We start from the raw sequence: 16,039 nt of genomic DNA, 5'->3' as shown, positions 1-16,039 counted from the left end.
TGATGATTGCCATTGACAAGCTGGGGCCCTTGCATTGGACAGTGGGTATGACAGCTATTAACGATGGGTAGCATTCACAGTCAAGCAAAGCAGCGTTGGCTGAACAAAGCTCACACGTGAATTTCCCACTCATTTGACGCGAATTTCGGGTACAAAGTCAGGTACAGTCATCAGGTTGGCTTCTTTACGCTCAGATCCCCTAAACTCTTCAATAGCAGTGATTTCTTGATCTTGAGGTTACGCTCGACTACATTTATTTTTCATAGACTTACAGTAATCGTTAGAGACTCAAAATCCGTCGGAGTCAACTCCATGGGGGTTCAACTCCCCCTCCCGGCACCATCTAGTTTTCCCCTAAATCATTTCCTATTAGTTACTTAGATCCGCCTCGGATGCGCCGCTGAGGTGATCGCGTGCCCCTTCGGGTACAAATTTAGGTACAGCGCGCATCTCATTCACTTTGAGTGACTTAGAAGGCTAAGAGACTTTCATGGCGTCGTCGGATGCGCTCTGTTTCTCCTATTTACGCTCGATTACGGAATGCGCAGCGGATAAAGTGTCCGCTCAAATCTTCAAACCGCTCGATGCCGACCATTCCCCTGAAGGCATCGTTGCCGCGCTCCTTGGGACCGATCATGATTCGATGAGTGCATGGCCATTTATCACTCATCGAGAAGAAGAGTGTCGAGCTTGTACCAACTGTCCTGTCGTTGTTGCACATGCGAGATCCCAGACGCGTTTCCTAGAGATTTCTTGGGTGCGTCTGTATTTGGAGTTACACGCTCTCATCACATCAACCCTCCGAAAGCCCTACGGAAACGCCGACGCAAACGGATGAGGTTTGGATCGAGCCAGCCGGCTCTGCATCGGTCGCAATTTTGATTTCATCTGCAACATCGACCCAGATCTCCACTAATTCGACGTCCCGGCCGCACAACTTATCATGCAGCGTCACGGAAAGCTATCGGTCGCTTGCATTCTCTTTTAGAGAATCGACTCCGTGACGTAGATCGCTAGCCATGAATGCGCCAAACGTTCTCGATAATCTTTAGGTGGTCATTGAAACCTGTTGTAAAAATGCTCGGGCAATGCTTGTTCATCGCGAAATCCTTAAGGGCCTTGGATCGCCAAGAGGGTCGAAAAAGGTTAACTGTATCCAGAGTCGCAGCGATGTTTCAAAGTTGTGACCGTCGATATCTTCACCAGGTTAGCTATACCTTTCTACAGGTAATGGTGGCGGCTAGATCTCTAGAATAGGATCGTCGCGGTACACCAAAACGCTGCTTACACAGCATTGTGAGACCAGGCATTTGGATGAATCATCTTTGTACCAGGTTCTCAAGCTTTGAGGAGTTGCTAGCAGCGATAAAGACCGGCCGATCGACGCCGGAATGAAGAGGTGAAGCTAATGGATAGGGAAATCGAAGCAATCATAGCCCGTGAGGCCGGTTACGGCCAAGTAAGTAAACACGAACGCTCTCGAGGTAAATCGGCAGAAAGGGAAGAACTTCGTAGCGACGCCTACAGTGATGCCGACGCTCGGGAAGAGATGATCGAATCGGCGAACGACTCAATGACACCCTCGTCAATGACAGCCAGGATGCCTCTACGGAAGGCATTGACAATGGCGGTTGGAATCACGACGACTAGCGTGTTGAGCTCTTCGAACTAGAAGATTTCCATGTACTGCTTCACCTCAGCATTTATTAGCTACCCATTGGCCCCTCGCATTAGAGGTCGTGCGGGCTTTTCATTTCTGCAACAGTTCACTAAAGCCAACAAATGACCGAGGAGAAACCTTTCATGAAAGCAATCATTGCGACGGATCAGGCTGCAGGAACGGCCGGGGTGAAGCTGGTGGAACGGCCCAAGCCGGAGGCGGCGATAAACGATGTCGTTGTCCAGATTCATGCCTCGGGATTCACCGGGGATGAGCTGACGTGGCCCTCGACCTGGACCGATCGGACAGGCCGTAATCGGGCACCTGTGATCCCAGGACACGAATTCGCCGGCGTGGTCACCGCTCTTGGCTATGGCACGACAGGGCTATCGATTGGACAGCGGGTCTTCGGCCTTACAGATTGGTATCGGGACGGCACGCTGGCTGAGTATGTGGCCGTTGAGGCACGCTACCTTACACCATTGCCGGGCGACGTTGACTTCACAGTCGGCGCGGCTCTCGCGATGCCAGGCCTCACCGCATGGCAGGGTCTGTTCGATCACGGCCGCCTTCAGACTGGGCAGACCGTTCTTGTGCACGGTGCAGCCGGCATAGTCGGTTCGATGGCTTGCCAGCTTGCACATGACGCCGGTGCGTACGTCATTGGTACCGGACGGACCGGCAGCCGTCAGACGGCTCTCGACTTCGGCGCACAGGAGTTTGTCGACCTCGATCACGACGCCCTGGAAGACGTTGGCGAAGTCGATCTAGTGTTCGACGTTGTCGGCGGCGACATCGCGAAGCGGTCTGCGGGCGTGATTCGTCCCGGTGGGACGCTGGTGACTGTCACAGGTCCGACCGAGGCGCGACCCTCTGGTGGCCTTATGATCGACTTCGTCGTTGTACCCGATCGGGCTCAATTGAGTGAAGTCGTCCAGCGGGTGCGGCGTGGTCAGCTGCGGACAAACATCGGCAACGTTGTTGCCCTCGACGATGCCGTTACCGCCTTCAACCGGACTGAGCGAATCAGGGGAAAAACGATCATTCGCGTGATTTAGTGCGGACTTGAAAGATTGGACAACATCCACGCCGTCAGGACAGCCGGAGTCAACGTGGCACTGACTTCATTCACAAACGCATGGTGTCGGACTGCACACAAGTGCCGGAAACTTTGCTTTGGTGTCACCACAACTTCGCAGAACTAAATATCAAAATTCTAACTTCACATGTTAATCCCAGGCGGCTGCTGTCTACATCTACGACCTCACGCCCGTGATATTTGCAAGCCAGTGAAAAGCTAATGGAGACCGCGGTAAAAAGACCTTCTATCTCAAACTGCGCCGTGATCATTCTTTAAGAAATACAACGTATCGAAGCGCCTTTTACTCCAGCAGGAATTCATCGTTAGGCGGACTGCACACGACGTTGCTTAACTTATAGACTTACGCGTTCTCTGGCTTCCTGTCGTCCCGCCAAAGTATTCGGGTATGTGGATTGCGTACAGGCAAGGTTCAATACAAACCACGGGAATAAAGACGCTGACACAACGAGACCATCGAGGTAGTCGTGCGTCGCCTCTTGCAACTCGAATACACAGCAGAGCGACGCTCCTATAGAAAACTTCAGGCCTCTGGCTGTGACGGCGGTCAGCCAATTTGTCCGATTTGATGATTAGCCTACAAGTGTTCCGGGCGCTCTCGACGGTCTCGGTCGTTAGGCAACCCACAAGCGAGACTTTGCCCAACGAGAACCACGGATGAAAGAAAGGTTATCCATTCAGAAAAATTTCTGCCTCCGATAACACGTCTACTTGACGCGGTTATCTCGGCATTTCTGTACGTCCTTCGCGTCTCGGGCATAAAACGCGACAACAACTATTGATCGGAGAAAGTCATGAACGTTTCAATACCAGGATCTACACTAAGTCGCCGCTCGTTCTTCAAAAACACAGCAGTTGGAACTGCGGCACTTGCGATACCCGGCTTCACACTTATAGGTGGCGCGGAGCCAGCATTTGCTGGCCCACCTCCCAAGCTCAATCGGAGCGACATTGACGTTCTAAAGTTTCTTGCGGCAGCGGAACTCATCGAAGCAGATCTTTGGGGGCAATACAGTGAGCTCGCTACTAATAACCGTGAATTCCGTGCGGCCCTTCAGAGGATCGACGACTCCATGCCTGACTATGTCACCGGGGACTTTGATGACGAGACGAGTCACGCGGCATTCATCAATGCATTCTTGGTTGCTGCTGGCCAGGAGCCCATCAATCTCGATCCGTTCCGTACCTTACCTAGTGTTCAAGTCGAAGGAGCCCGGAATATGGGGCGCCTCACAAATCTCACAAATTTGACCGTAGATACCAGTTACTACGAGCGGTACCGTAGCGCGGGAAATCCAGACTTCGGTAACACGTTCGAACAAGTCGTAAACATTACAAATCAACCTACGATACCGACGTCTGACTCGATTCGCGGCCTTCATATGCTGTCCGTCGCACAGACAGCTGCTTTTCACTTCGCCGCTATCGAACAGGGCGGAAGCAGCCTGTACAACTCGCTGATCACTAAGGTGACGAATCTCGATGTTGTGTCGATTCTTGCTTCAATCGGTCCCACCGAGGCCTTTCACTTCGGTATTTTCCAGACAGCACTAGAAGGCATCCGTAAGCTGGAAGTCCGAAGTGGCCCCGACTTCCCTGATATCAAAGTTCGTCCAGACAAGGGTGCCATAACGCCCCATCCGTGCACCTTCATTGACACCAAGTTTCCTTCTTGCTCGGTGATCCGGCCTCGTAATACGAGCACGGGAGGCGCCCTCGCAGCTGCGACGGGGCTTGTAAAGTCCGGCCTATTCGAAGGGCAGAGTACGGAATTCTTCAACGCAGTGGTCGCGCTTGCGACAGCAGCTGATGCAGCCGTCCGAGGCTGAGGAAATCGTGTTTTCGGGGGGATATCAAACCGTTAGGCGAGATATTCCCCCGGCTCATCCTTATGAAGGCTGGATTTACGAAGACGACCTTTCCATTTCAGGAGACTTCTCTCGTGGCAGCCGATACTGGAGAAATCTATAGCAAGCTGAAGTCATCATCTCGCTATCCTCTGTTTGACTGCCGCTTCACATGAGGTCCATCAGACGTCTGGACCATTTGACGGTTTTTAACAAAGAACAGAAACGGTCCGTCTATCCATGAGCTGGCGCTCTCGCAATTTGAACTCCTGGAGGGAACTCACGTGAAATACTACCGAGTCGCAATCTTCGTCATTGCATTCATGGCATTAGGCACCATTTGTTTGAGGCTCACAACCCCCACCGTCGCAGCTGCTGAAGATGAGGCATCGTTCGCCAAGAACTTTTCGCTTGTCGACAAGGACGGCAACATAGCCAAGCCCGATGACTACCGTGACAGATATGAAACGCTCGGAACATTTTTTGTTCTTGATCCGGCGGGTAATCAAATGCACATGACCTACGCGTCCCCGGGTACTGCAGCGTATTTTCGGCAGAACGGAAAGTTTGCTGACGGGACAGTGCTTGTTAAAGAAGTATTTGGAACCGAGCATGCGCAGATGACAACTGGCGATGCGCATTGGCCTTCCGGGACCAAGGTCTGGTTCGTCATGATTAAGGACGACAAAGGCCGCTATATGGATAGCAAACTCTGGGGCGATGGCTGGGGTTGGGCTCTATATAAATCCGATGCGCCAGACAGGCAGGTTGCGGTCAGCTACAAGAAGGATTGCCAAGGATGTCATATACCAGCGCAGAAGACCGGCTGGATCTACACCCAAGGTTATCCGGTCCTCCACTCCTCGAAGTAGCAACACCTTTATCTGTCAGGAGATATCAATGAAGAAGCGTTTAGTGGTTCTTGCAGTGGTTGCGACTGCTATCGCGGCAATTGCGCTTGTAAAGAGGACGCAGACCAAAAGGGTCTTTGCTGCGCAAAATGCATCGGAGGCGGCATCGTCAAATATGACCGCACATTTTACAGCTGACGGTAAGCTCAAGCTTCCGGCAGGATTCCGCAGATGGGTATTTCTTGGAGCACCTCTGACGCCAAACGCCCTCAATGACGGAGAGGCGAACTTCCCCGAATTTCATCATGTCTATGTTGAGGAAAAGAATCTAGACATATACCTAAAGACCGGATCTTTTCCGGAGGGCACGATTCTCATCAAAGAGCTGACCCGTGTCCTTAAGCCGACCTACCCGGATGGTTCACGGACAGAGCCCTCGGGGAGGGGATACTTCAACGGAGAGCTAAATGGGATTGATGCGTCGGTTAAAGACAGCAAAAGGTTCCCAAAAACAAACGGTTGGGGATACTTCACGTTTGGTCATCATCCGATGCCGTACGATCAAGTCGCACCTGAATCCCCCATTAGCGAGTGCGCTGGATGCCACCTTGCGAACGTTGCGCGGACTGATATGACCTGGGAGCAATTCTATCCAATACTCCGTGACAAACCGAAGCCGTGAGGGCGACACATTTTCGCAACAGCTATAGAGCTTTGTTGGGGCAAAAGCGGACTAAGGGATGTCGTACTCAATTATGTTGGAGAAACCTCCGGCATCGATTTGCGTTTGGCCTATTGGCATCAATAGGTGGGCTCTACATAATCTCTGTCATGATCAAACCTCGTCACCTTATCCAGTCAGGAGATGTCATTAGAACATGCGCGCGGAAGCGAAGCTGTTAATCAGCTTGATAGTCGAAAGTCTCTACGATAACGTTGAGCGGCTCGAAACTGAGATTGTCCACAACCAGCAGGAAGACCCTTTGCTGTCCCTCACCTGATTTCGGTTCAAGCGAGTTTGCGTGAGAGCCTGAGACTCGCAGAGGGATGTCTAGTTGAAGTCCAGGATGAAGGGAGCCCCGTTGGATCGGGATAGGATCTAAACTCTCGTGGCGCATCCCCAGAACGACCACTTCGATCGCGGGTCGCCACTGCCTTGCGGAAGCATATTTCAGAGATCATGCGTAAGCTTGCTAGGTTTGTTGGGCGGTTAACCTGACGAAGTTGTCTTCTCTGGATCGTCTTTTCCGCGAGCCCATACAGAGATCGTTGATGCGGTTCTTGCACATTCCTCGGATTAAATGAAAGGGCGCACGGTGGAGTGTGCGTGGGAAGGGGCTCATCGAGAGAGGACAGCTTCCAAGACCGATACGCCTCTTTTTATCTCATTCTCGTTGCACCCTGCGAAGCCAAGAAACAATGCAGGCTTCTGCTCGTACTTGCTGACGAACGAAGACATTTGAAAAACTTCCACTCCCAGTTGTTCCACCCGTCGTGCCAATACTGGTTCGGTGATACCGGTTTTGACCCAGGCGACGGTACACATCCCAGACTGAGCATGCTGTACATCCAGCAAACCAGCTAGACGCGTGTTTCCTTCCTCTGCAAGAAGCCGCGAACGATCAGAGTAGACCTGCCTCATCCTCCTAACGTGGTGTCCGAAGTGACCTTCGTTGATGAACTCCGTTAGAACGGCCTGATCTAACGTCGGAGCATGTCGATCAATGAGGCTCCGTGTGATCCTAAAGTCCTCGACTAACCGTTCTGGAACAACGATGAATCCGATGCGAAGGGCATTGAAGAGCATCTTCGTAAATGTTCCGACATAGAGGACCGATCCAGATCGATCGAGGCTGTGAAGTGACGCGATCGGCTTCCCAGAGTAGCGATACTCCGCGTCGTATTCATCCTCGATAATCCACGCCCCTGCACGTGCAGCCCAGGAAAGAAGGGCGACTCGTCTCTCCGCTGACATGACAGTTCCAAGTGGAAACTGATTGGCGGGTGTCACATACACAACACGGGCAGCGGGAGAGGATCTTATCGCTGCTTCGACGTCGATGCCGTTTCCGTCGATAGGGACCGGAATAACATTCGCCCCAGCACCCTGAAATGCCAGAGAGGCTCCAGGGTACCCAGGATCTTCCATCCACACCTCGTCGCAGGGGTCGAGAAGCACTCGGGCCAGGAGGTCCAATGCTTGTTGCGCACCTGATGTCACGATGACCTGTTCAGCGGAACAACGTACTCCGCGGGACTGGCCCACATATTCTGCGATGGCTCTTCGCAGCGGAGGATATCCGCCCGCATCACCTTGCCCATACAAGGAACGGGGTGCTTTGCGATACACGCGTGCAGCAATCCGGGCCCACAGTTCGACCGGAAACAGGTCGATGGCCGGTTCGTAGCCGCGAAACGCTTTGCCGATCGAATGCGAAGCCGGTAAAACGAATCTAGTCTTAACAAGGTTCTGTGTGCGCGTTGCAATAGTTGCTCTGGAGTTCACCTGGCGACCAGACCTTTGCTTCGTCCGAGAAGTCACGTCCCGCCCTAGCGGCGGCAGTACAAATGTCCCAGCACTCACTTCTGACGAAACAAATCCCTCAGCCTGAAGTTGCCGGAATGCCGACACAACTGTGCCCCGAGCAACGCCGTATTGTGTTGCCAGATTTCTCGTGGACGGTAACCGGGCTCCAACTTTCAATCTGCCGTCAATGATTGATGAACGTAGCTCCGTATAAAGCCAGCGCCACATCTCCTGGCGGTCCTTCCTGGGTTTCAGGACCAGGTCTTGAAATGTTCCTGTTTTCGGCATTGATTCGCACCGATCGTGGACTATTCCTTCGAACAATTATGGTACTTACCGTTGTTCCCTTTCAAGATGGCTGCACGGCGAAGGCAAATCATCGGATTGAAAAAGAAGGTAGTTAGACCGGGATCTGTTGTGACCCCGTTGATTCGCAGATGGATCATTGAGTGCATAAATGAGTGCCCTTGCGGAAAACCGTCTCTTGAGCGGTGCAGATTCCTAACTGTAGTTTTGTTGAGGTGGTCCTGCGCCAAAGAAGCCGACAATGGCGCAAGTACTTCTGTCGTTGGCCCACGTGTAGTTTGAGCCTCATTCTAGATGGCCCAGCTTCGTCAAACCAATTAGCCCTGAGCGGGTGATAGAGAACCATGACACCACTCATGGAATCAAGCGGACGAGGTCCGATCGAAAGATGGCGATAACCATCTTGGCCATATTTTTGATGATGGCTCGCGCGAGAGAGGCGGGCTGCGAGACGGCATCAACCCGGCGTCTCTTCGGTTTATTCCTCTCGATGAGCGCGAAGGCAAAGGGTCCAGTCAATAAAATAAGCTGTTCGAATCACAGGAAAGGTGAGAAGTAATATGGTCAACTCTACGGAGAAAGCGATTCTCGCGGGCGGCTGTTTCTGGGGCATGCAGGATCTATTCCGCCGCTTCCCAGGCGTTATCTCGACCCGTGTCGGTTATACAGGCGGCGAAGTGGCCAACGCCACTTATCGAGATCATGAGGGGCATGCGGAAGCCATCGAAATCGTCTTTGATCCCGATAAGCAGACCTATCGCAAAATCCTTGAATTCTTCTTCCAGATTCACGATCCAACGACGCCCGAAGGGCAGGGAAACGATTATGGCTCAAGCTATCGTTCGGCTATTTTCTATACCAACGAAGGACAGAAAGAGATCGCTGATAAAACGATCGCCGATATCGACGCCTCGGGAATCTGGCCAGGGAAGGTCGTAACTGAGGTTTCTCCCGCGACCACCTTTTGGCAGGCAGAGCCGGAACACCAGGACTATCTCGAACGTCATCCAAACGGATACACGTGTCACTTTATCCCTCCGAAATGGAAGCTCAACACTCTTCGCCCGACAGAATTACGTTGAGGGGGCGTGCCAAATCGTTGACGGAGCATTAGCTGAGTTCACGTCTGTCTTCGTCTATGAGCGAACAAGTGGAACTCAAAGGAGGTCCAGCATACATTCGGATCCAGGCGCAGACCTGCCTGCAAAGGGCGAGCTTCGCTTTGATTTGGATCGGATTCCGAATTACGGGCGGACAAGGGGCCATCGATCGGTTCATCATCTCACCGCCCGCTTTCGTGCTGGAGAAAACTACAGCGTCATGACTGTCAAACCCATAGTGCGTCAAAGGTGGAGGATGAGGCACAATGACGACAGACAGCGAAAAAGGACCTCACTTCTTTGTGCCATCGCGAGCGACTTGTGAAATCCAGCAGCCAATGTCGGAATGCAATTGACGTGTAACATGCGGCCACTCAAACCATCTCCTCAAAAGAACATGTAATAAATATAAAGGTCGAAGGAAGGTAGAAAATGATTACTCGTGGTTTTGCAGGACGCCAAAGATCGACCGATCTAGCCTCGCGGATACCACCTGGGCAGCATCTCGTTGACGGATTTCCGGTACTGTCGGCGGGGCCGGTACCTGACGTCTATCTGGATAAATGGACTTTCGAACTGAGGAATGGAATGAGAGTCATCCGGAAATGGACGTGGTCAGAATTCAATGAACTGCCCAAAACCAAAGTCACATGCGATATCCATTGCGTCACCAGTTGGTCTAAGGTGGATACCTTATGGGAAGGTGTGACCATCGACAACTTGTTCGTCGCAGCCGGTATTGAGCCGACAACGTCCTTTGTGCTCGCTCATTCGTTCGACGGGTATTCGACAAATGTCCCTGTTGAGGATCTCGTTGGTGGAAAAGCGATGATTGCACTGCAGTATGATGGACGTCCCATACAGCGAGACCACGGAGGTCCGGCGCGGTTGCTTGTTCCTCATCTCTACTTCTGGAAGTCGGCCAAATGGATCAAGGGACTTCAGTTCACTACACGCGATGAGCCTGGTTTCTGGGAGAACAATGGATACCACATGTACGGTGATCCGTGGCGCGAACAGAGATACTCGAATGACTAAGCTGGCGGATCCAAGTCGCAATAAAGTGAGGTGGCAAAGCGCACGTGTGGTCGCGATTGAGGCTACTACACCGCGTATTAAGAGCTTCTCTCTCGTTCCGGAGATCCCATTTGAGTTCTACGCTGGTCAGCATGTTGACGTCAGACTAACTGCTGAGGATGGCTACACCGCGTTGCGCAGTTACTCGATCGCATCGTCGCCGTTCGAGACCAACCGATTCGAATTATTAATCGAGCGGCTCGACAGTGGTGAGGTGTCCCCGTTCTTTCACGAAATTGTGGCCATCGGTGACGATGTGGAGATAAGGGGTCCTTTGGGAGCCTTCTTTGTTCTTCGACCAGAAGATATTGGCCCCGTCCTGCTAATCGGGGGAGGCTCTGGCGTTGCGCCTCTTATGTCTATGGTCCGTTTCCAGTGTGGCCGAGATAAAGCAGTCCCGATCGCCCTTGTAGTTTCCGCTCGCACTTGGGATGACATCCTTTACCGAGAGGAGCTTCTCAACGGAGAGTCGTCAATCCCTCATTTCGGTGTGACCTTTGTTCTGACAAGGGACGTTCCTAGAAGGCCGTTGGACTATGGCCATAGGATCGATGCCACAATAGTGTCAACTTCTCTAAAGCGCCTCCCGCGGTTGCCTACTCGTGTCTATATCTGTGGCAGTAATCCCTTCGTGAACGCCGCGGCCGACAGTGCCATTGCTGCCGGGATCTCTCCGCAAATTATTAGGACAGAGCGGTATGGTGGTTGATTCGAGCTGGACGAACACACGAATAAACCCGGTTACAGGTACATGAGCAGCCTGGCGCGCCGACACGGCCTCGAACATCACTACTCAGGAACGGCCAGCCTCGATACGCCAAACAGATTGCTGCCGCATTGGGGCCGCGCGTTGTAACAGGCTTTCGCGCACATGGTCGAGGGTAGCTCCGAATTTGGCGAGGAACCTATAGAAATGAACAGCGTCTCCTCTCCCAGTTTCCACGATCATATGTATAGCCCGATAGAGTGACTCCAGCTTTCTGCCATTCATACACTAATCCGCTAAGAGAAATAAAGATGCTTATTCCCCGCGACGTTGCTCCCGCCCTCGTAGTTGAGACCCTCTCAGGAACCCCCTATGATCTGAGTCTTGAGAAGCCTGCTCAATTCTCCCTCGTCTGCTTTTATCGGGGCCTGCATTGTCCAGTCTGTTCGAGCTATCTTAGGGACCTGGATCGACTGACACCCGTGTTTGGAGCGCGAGGCGTAACCACCGTCGCGATCAGTTCGGATACAGAGGAGCGTGCGCGACAAATGTCTCAAAAGATAGGTGCCGTAAATCTGAGGATTGGATACGGTCTTAAGTTGCCAGAGGCACGTAAGTGGGGTCTCTATATCTCAGAATCGCGGGGAGAGAGCTCCATCGGGATCGTCGAACCACCATTGTTTTCGGAACCTGCTGTATTTCTTTTGAGACCGGATCGGTCGATCTATTACATCTCGATCCAGTCCATGCCTTTCGTCCGGCCCAATTTTCAGGAGATAGTGCAGGCGATCGACTTCATTATCAGAACTGATTATCCGGCGAGAGGTGAGTATACCGGAGCCGTTTAACGCAGACACGGGCCTCAAAGAATGAATTAGGATCTGCGAACCGTAGCTTATTTGTCACCCGCGCTGCCGAGGGATCCGACGAAGAAAAAATTGGGCAGGAGCTTTCTCCTCGGGAGATCTCAGTCCCGCGCTGATCCGGATGGCTATCGGACCAACAGGTCGCTCGCTTAACAGTTTGCAGGCGACGGTCAATTGCCATATCAGGAACGCCTTAGAAAAGCTCCACGCAAATTACCGGACTCATGTCGTGATCATCGGCTTTCGACGTGGCCTCTCCTGGAACTCGATAGATAACAGGACGACGCTCCTATAGAAAAATTCAGGTCTCCGGCTGTTCTGAAGGTCAGCCGATCTATGCGATTTGATGATTAGCCTACATACACTCCGTCATGCCCGGACACATGGCGCGAGAGAAAACGAGAGACAGAAAGAAGGAGAATTTCATGAGTGTTACACAAACATCAGAAGTCTCGGAGATCGAGGCTATACCAGCACCATTTCCAAAGACCAAAGGCGAAGCTACTCTCAAAGTCCTAAATAGTGAACAGTCCTTGGGCCCAGCAGTGGCCTTACTGACAATGGAGCCGGGAAGCGAAATCCCAAGACACCTACACGAGCGGACAACCGAAATGTCATACGTCCTTGACGGTGACTTCATCAGCGAAGGCGTCTCGTATCCGAAGGGTACGATAATCAATATCAAGCCAAATACAATTCACGGTCCCCATACGACGAAGACAGGATGCTCCGTCCTAGTCACGTTCAGCTATCCATCTGTTCTCGATGATTTTAAGTTGGCTTAGTATGTCGTCGTCGGAGTCGTGATTTCACGAGCCAGTGATCAAATCGGAGCCGTCTGCCGGGATCGCCAGGCGGCAACCGCTCGACCGAGGGCTCAATGCGTCAACTCTCACCCGAAGTGAGTCTCTCCGAAGCGGCGATAAACCTCCATAAATGGGCCTCAAGCTTCAAAACGATGTTGCAGAATCGTTCGTTAGGTCTTGGAGCGAATTCATGGATGTTATCGCCTCTATGGTGCTGAACGGGCGCGGGTAGGATAGGCAACTCGGAGAAATCAATGAAATTTAGAATCCACAGGCATTATTGGGACTGTGAAGCGATGTCGTCGCGAAAAGAACTTTTCGAACAAAATCGTTGAACGCTGAAGTAAATCCGGGTCGAGCCTTCTTGTAAATACGCCTCCGTTGGAGGGAATGGAGTAGACGGCGATGAACAAAGACGACGGTAATGAGAGCCTCATAATTCTTGTTGCAGAATTGCTCTATAAAAACCAGTTACTTCGTGAGTCCATTGCATCGAAGGACGAGGTTATCGAAGTGATCAACAACCATTTGATGACTGCGGCCATATCCGCTCGCTCGCATGGCGTTATGCCAACCAACTAACGTTTGTCCGGGATACTGCCAGGTACCCGTCATTCGAACATTCGTCCGCGCTGCGATCAATGGTCACGGACGCCAAAGCCAAACCGACCGTGTGTGTCATCGCGGCATCACGGTTCCACTACCCCGAAAAGGAGATCCCCGATGTCAAAGTCTTTCTCGCTCCCGACAAAGCCCGAAGGCGTTATCCCATCACTGATTGAGCGATTTAACTCCGGAAAGATCGAGGTGATGATGGCCTTGTACGCCCCGGAAGCCGTATTCATCGCGAAAGACGGGCGAACCATCACGGATCGCACCAAGATCGCTGCCCAATTCCAGCACGATATGAACCTCGGCCTACCGCTGAAGGCCAATGTGCGCCATGTATTCGTCAGCGATGATACCGCCCAGATCGTATTGGACTGGTCAATCGCTGGGAAAGGTCCCGACGGCGAGGATATCAACCTTAGAGGCTCGGCAAGCGACATTGTGCGCCGCGGTGAGGATGGATTCTGGCGGTACATTATCGACAATAACCAAGGGACAGCAGTGCGGCAACCCGCCTGACATGTGTGTGCCGCGCTACGGCTAGGCAACCGAATCAGCACGGCTGCTCGGTGTCTTCGAAGAGCGGCTCGTGGCGTCGCGACTGGATGATGGGCGCTGACTGCAGCATCACCGAATCTTCGCCGCTGAGCTGGTTACGTAACCTGATCAGCCTTTTCGAAGCGCGGTAGCTCGTCGGCTTCGACCGCTTTCTTCATGCGCAGGCCACGGCTCAACCGTGGCCTTGCGCGTCTGGCGATGCAGCGCGGAACTGCAAGTCACGGCTGTCTAGAGACGGTCTGCTCGAGCTTGAATTGACGTGGCGAGGCGCGATCCGCAAACAGAGACGATGATCAACATCCGGCGGTCGATGAAGGAGAGTACACCATGAAGACAGTCGTGATCGGCGGTACTGGCCTGATCGGCTCGAACACCGTCGCCATTCTGCGCCAGAGTGGTCACGGGGTTGTCTCTGCGTCGCCCAAAAGTGGCGTTAACACGGTCACCGGAGAAGGACTCAAAGAAGCCATCGCCGATACACAGGTGGTGATCGACCTTTCTAATGCGCCTTCACGCGACGCCAAGGCGGTAATGGATGTTGTCGACGAATCCTTCAACCCGCTCAAGCTCCGGTCTGAGCATTTGTGCGTATCCAAGGGACGCATCCCGGAGATCTGGTTTGGGGTGAACTTCGAATAGGACCGAAAACATTACCTCCTCCTCTCAATTGCGGATGAATGTACTTGTTGTTTGGGAAACACTAGCAAACGAATGTGACCAGACTAGATTGAACGTTTCGATGTCAAATACTGGAATGACGGGGACTTTGCGGATGGACTCCTAAAGGGCTCATCATTCTACGTTCATTTATTAGTGAGATTATTTAAGAGTTGTCGCCCTTTGCGCGATGATCTTTATCAGTTCGTCCCAGGACTTCGAGAACGCAGCTACTCCGTCTTCTTGAAGTCGAGCTCCCAATGCATCCACATCGATGCCGCCAGACACAAACTCTCTGATCGCCTTATCCGCCTCGTTGCCGTCCGAACCCAGGGTTTGCCGGAATCGACCGTGTGAAGCAAAGGATTCAACGCCAAATCGGGCATCGTATTGATCGTGAACGGGGCAATCAGCGCGTCGATATAAAAGGTATCCGGAAAGTTGGGATCTTTCGTTCCCGTGCTTGCCCATAAGAGCCGTTGGGGGCGCGCGCCAAAGTTATATGATCGCTGCCATCGAGGGGAACATAGCAGGCGCAGATACTGTCGATAAGCGATTTGAGCGACGGCGATTCCAAGGCGCCCCTGCAACGACTCAGGTACCTTGTCATGGACGGCTACGTCCCAACGACTGATGAAGATAGAGGCGACGGAGGACACATCCGGATTGAGACCAGCAGAAATTCGCCGCTCAATTCCACGAAGATTCGCGTCAGCCGCAGCTAGATATTGGTCCGGTGAAAAAGAAGTGTCACATTGATCGGAATACCGGCAAAGATCGAGTCTTCAATTGCGCGTAAGCCTCAAGGGTACCTGGAATTTTGATGTAGACAATCTTGCGATTGGCCTGGTTGTGCAGGGTTTTCGCTGCCTCAATAGTTTCTTCCGCATCGTGTGCAAGCGAAGGCGGGACCTCAAGAGACGTCCATCCGTCAACGCCATTTGTATGGTGATGTATTTGATCGAAGAGCTCAGATGCTCTTACGATGTCCGCCAAGGCAAGAGAGAAGAAAACATCCTGCTCGCTCTTTCCGGCGCGCACTCCTTTCAGGATATCGTCGTCGTAGGACGTGCTCTTCTTAAGAGCATGGTTGAAAATAGTGGGATTTGAGGTTAGGCCTGTCACAGACAAGGCATCTCTGTATGTTTGCAGTGTGCCGCTGTCCAGAAGGTCACGGGTCAGATTATCGAGCCAGAGACTTTGACCGAAATCTTTCAGCATCTCCGTTTGGTTCATGCAGTAAACCTCTCCATACACGAGATCGTGTCCTGTTGTAGGCCAAAGTGTCCGCAGAGACGCTAACAAGATCGACCAAACAGGTTAGGGGACACTTTCGTGAGATCCTGCGGACGGCCCTTCGAGTCACCATC

16 protein-coding genes are annotated in these 16,039 nt (G+C 52.4%); 13 read left to right on the top strand and 3 right to left on the bottom strand.

Annotation, left to right across the window (positions count from 1 at the left end):
* Positions 1-1,803 precede the first annotated feature (1,803 nt).
* From AC5S26_RS22430 to AC5S26_RS22415, 4 genes are all read left to right on the top strand, one after another.
* Positions 1,804-2,718 carry an NADP-dependent oxidoreductase gene (locus tag AC5S26_RS22430; RefSeq protein ID WP_494187161.1) on the top strand — a complete coding sequence of 305 codons (915 nt, stop codon included), beginning with the start codon at positions 1,804-1,806 and terminating at the stop codon, positions 2,716-2,718.
* An 835-nt stretch (positions 2,719-3,553) separates the two neighbouring features.
* Positions 3,554-4,588: a ferritin-like domain-containing protein gene (locus AC5S26_RS22425; protein WP_494187160.1), complete on the top strand. Its 1,035-nt coding sequence runs from the start codon at positions 3,554-3,556 to the stop codon at positions 4,586-4,588.
* 302 nt (positions 4,589-4,890) lie between these two features.
* Complete coding sequence (locus tag AC5S26_RS22420; protein ID WP_494187159.1) at positions 4,891-5,478, top strand: cytochrome P460 family protein; 588 nt, start codon at positions 4,891-4,893, stop codon at positions 5,476-5,478.
* A gap of 28 nt (positions 5,479-5,506) precedes the next feature.
* Positions 5,507-6,139 carry a cytochrome P460 family protein gene (locus AC5S26_RS22415; RefSeq protein WP_494187158.1) on the top strand — a complete coding sequence of 211 codons (633 nt, stop codon included), beginning with the start codon at positions 5,507-5,509 and terminating at the stop codon, positions 6,137-6,139.
* Positions 6,140-6,796: 657 nt separating this feature from the next.
* Here AC5S26_RS22415 and pdxR read toward each other — a convergent pair.
* A complete protein-coding gene (gene pdxR / locus AC5S26_RS22410) occupies positions 6,797-8,212 on the bottom strand; it encodes a MocR-like pyridoxine biosynthesis transcription factor PdxR (RefSeq protein ID WP_494187181.1) in 1,416 nt (471 codons plus the stop codon).
* 489 nt (positions 8,213-8,701) lie between these two features.
* On the opposite strand from pdxR, the gene AC5S26_RS22405 reads away from it, so the two are divergent.
* The 9 genes from AC5S26_RS22405 (at position 8,702) to AC5S26_RS22365 (ending at position 14,651) form a co-directional block, all read left to right on the top strand.
* Positions 8,702-8,812 (top strand): hypothetical protein, encoded by a 111-nt coding sequence (locus tag AC5S26_RS22405; protein WP_494187180.1) that lies wholly within the window; start codon positions 8,702-8,704, stop codon positions 8,810-8,812.
* Positions 8,813-8,850: 38 nt separating this feature from the next.
* A complete protein-coding gene (gene msrA / locus AC5S26_RS22400; RefSeq protein WP_494187157.1) occupies positions 8,851-9,372 on the top strand; it encodes a peptide-methionine (S)-S-oxide reductase MsrA in 522 nt (173 codons plus the stop codon).
* 450 nt (positions 9,373-9,822) lie between these two features.
* Positions 9,823-10,428 (top strand): sulfite oxidase-like oxidoreductase, encoded by a 606-nt coding sequence (locus AC5S26_RS22395; protein WP_494187156.1) that lies wholly within the window; start codon positions 9,823-9,825, stop codon positions 10,426-10,428.
* A complete protein-coding gene (locus AC5S26_RS22390; RefSeq protein ID WP_494187155.1) occupies positions 10,349-11,176 on the top strand; it encodes a ferredoxin reductase in 828 nt (275 codons plus the stop codon). Before AC5S26_RS22395 ends, AC5S26_RS22390 begins: the two co-directional genes overlap by 80 nt.
* 308 nt (positions 11,177-11,484) lie before the next feature.
* Positions 11,485-12,021, top strand: a complete 537-nt coding sequence (locus tag AC5S26_RS22385) for a peroxiredoxin-like family protein (RefSeq protein WP_494187154.1) — start codon at positions 11,485-11,487, stop codon at positions 12,019-12,021.
* A gap of 443 nt (positions 12,022-12,464) precedes the next feature.
* Entirely contained in the window at positions 12,465-12,824 is a 360-nt protein-coding gene (locus AC5S26_RS22380; protein ID WP_494187153.1) for a cupin domain-containing protein, read from the top strand.
* A 426-nt stretch (positions 12,825-13,250) separates the two neighbouring features.
* On the top strand, positions 13,251-13,427 hold the full coding sequence (locus tag AC5S26_RS22375) for a hypothetical protein (protein ID WP_494187152.1): 177 nt from the start codon (positions 13,251-13,253) through the stop codon (positions 13,425-13,427).
* Between the two features lie 141 nt (positions 13,428-13,568).
* Entirely contained in the window at positions 13,569-13,973 is a 405-nt protein-coding gene (locus tag AC5S26_RS22370; RefSeq protein WP_494187151.1) for a YybH family protein, read from the top strand.
* A 366-nt stretch (positions 13,974-14,339) separates the two neighbouring features.
* Complete coding sequence (locus AC5S26_RS22365; protein ID WP_494187150.1) at positions 14,340-14,651, top strand: NAD-dependent epimerase/dehydratase family protein; 312 nt, start codon at positions 14,340-14,342, stop codon at positions 14,649-14,651.
* Between the two features lie 248 nt (positions 14,652-14,899).
* On the opposite strand, the gene AC5S26_RS22360 is transcribed toward AC5S26_RS22365, so the two are convergent.
* Both AC5S26_RS22360 and AC5S26_RS22355 read right to left on the bottom strand, forming a co-directional pair.
* Entirely contained in the window at positions 14,900-15,352 is a 453-nt protein-coding gene (locus AC5S26_RS22360; protein ID WP_494187179.1) for a transaldolase family protein, read from the bottom strand.
* A gap of 67 nt (positions 15,353-15,419) precedes the next feature.
* Positions 15,420-15,890 (bottom strand): transaldolase family protein, encoded by a 471-nt coding sequence (locus tag AC5S26_RS22355; protein ID WP_494187149.1) that lies wholly within the window; start codon positions 15,888-15,890, stop codon positions 15,420-15,422.
* Positions 15,891-16,039: the final 149 nt, after the last annotated feature.

It is taken from the genome of Edaphobacter sp. FHG110511_03 (assembly GCF_059115365.1).
The sequence above is the reverse complement of the archived record's forward strand: the minus strand, read 5'-3'. Positions and strand labels throughout refer to the sequence as shown.

Coding starts and splice junctions, on each gene's coding strand:
- AC5S26_RS22430 (WP_494187161.1), top strand. CDS start 1,804: ATGAAAGCAATCATTGCGACGGATCAGGCTGCAGGAACGGCCGGGGTG.
- AC5S26_RS22425 (WP_494187160.1), top strand. CDS start 3,554: ATGAACGTTTCAATACCAGGATCTACACTAAGTCGCCGCTCGTTCTTC.
- AC5S26_RS22415 (WP_494187158.1), top strand. CDS start 5,507: ATGAAGAAGCGTTTAGTGGTTCTTGCAGTGGTTGCGACTGCTATCGCG.
- pdxR (WP_494187181.1), bottom strand. CDS start 8,212: ATGTGGCGCTGGCTTTATACGGAGCTACGTTCATCAATCATTGACGGC.
- msrA (WP_494187157.1), top strand. CDS start 8,851: ATGGTCAACTCTACGGAGAAAGCGATTCTCGCGGGCGGCTGTTTCTGG.
- AC5S26_RS22395 (WP_494187156.1), top strand. CDS start 9,823: ATGATTACTCGTGGTTTTGCAGGACGCCAAAGATCGACCGATCTAGCC.
- AC5S26_RS22390 (WP_494187155.1), top strand. CDS start 10,349: ATGAGCCTGGTTTCTGGGAGAACAATGGATACCACATGTACGGTGATC.
- AC5S26_RS22385 (WP_494187154.1), top strand. CDS start 11,485: ATGCTTATTCCCCGCGACGTTGCTCCCGCCCTCGTAGTTGAGACCCTC.
- AC5S26_RS22380 (WP_494187153.1), top strand. CDS start 12,465: ATGAGTGTTACACAAACATCAGAAGTCTCGGAGATCGAGGCTATACCA.
- AC5S26_RS22375 (WP_494187152.1), top strand. CDS start 13,251: ATGAACAAAGACGACGGTAATGAGAGCCTCATAATTCTTGTTGCAGAA.
- AC5S26_RS22370 (WP_494187151.1), top strand. CDS start 13,569: ATGTCAAAGTCTTTCTCGCTCCCGACAAAGCCCGAAGGCGTTATCCCA.
- AC5S26_RS22365 (WP_494187150.1), top strand. CDS start 14,340: ATGAAGACAGTCGTGATCGGCGGTACTGGCCTGATCGGCTCGAACACC.
- AC5S26_RS22355 (WP_494187149.1), bottom strand. CDS start 15,890: ATGCTGAAAGATTTCGGTCAAAGTCTCTGGCTCGATAATCTGACCCGT.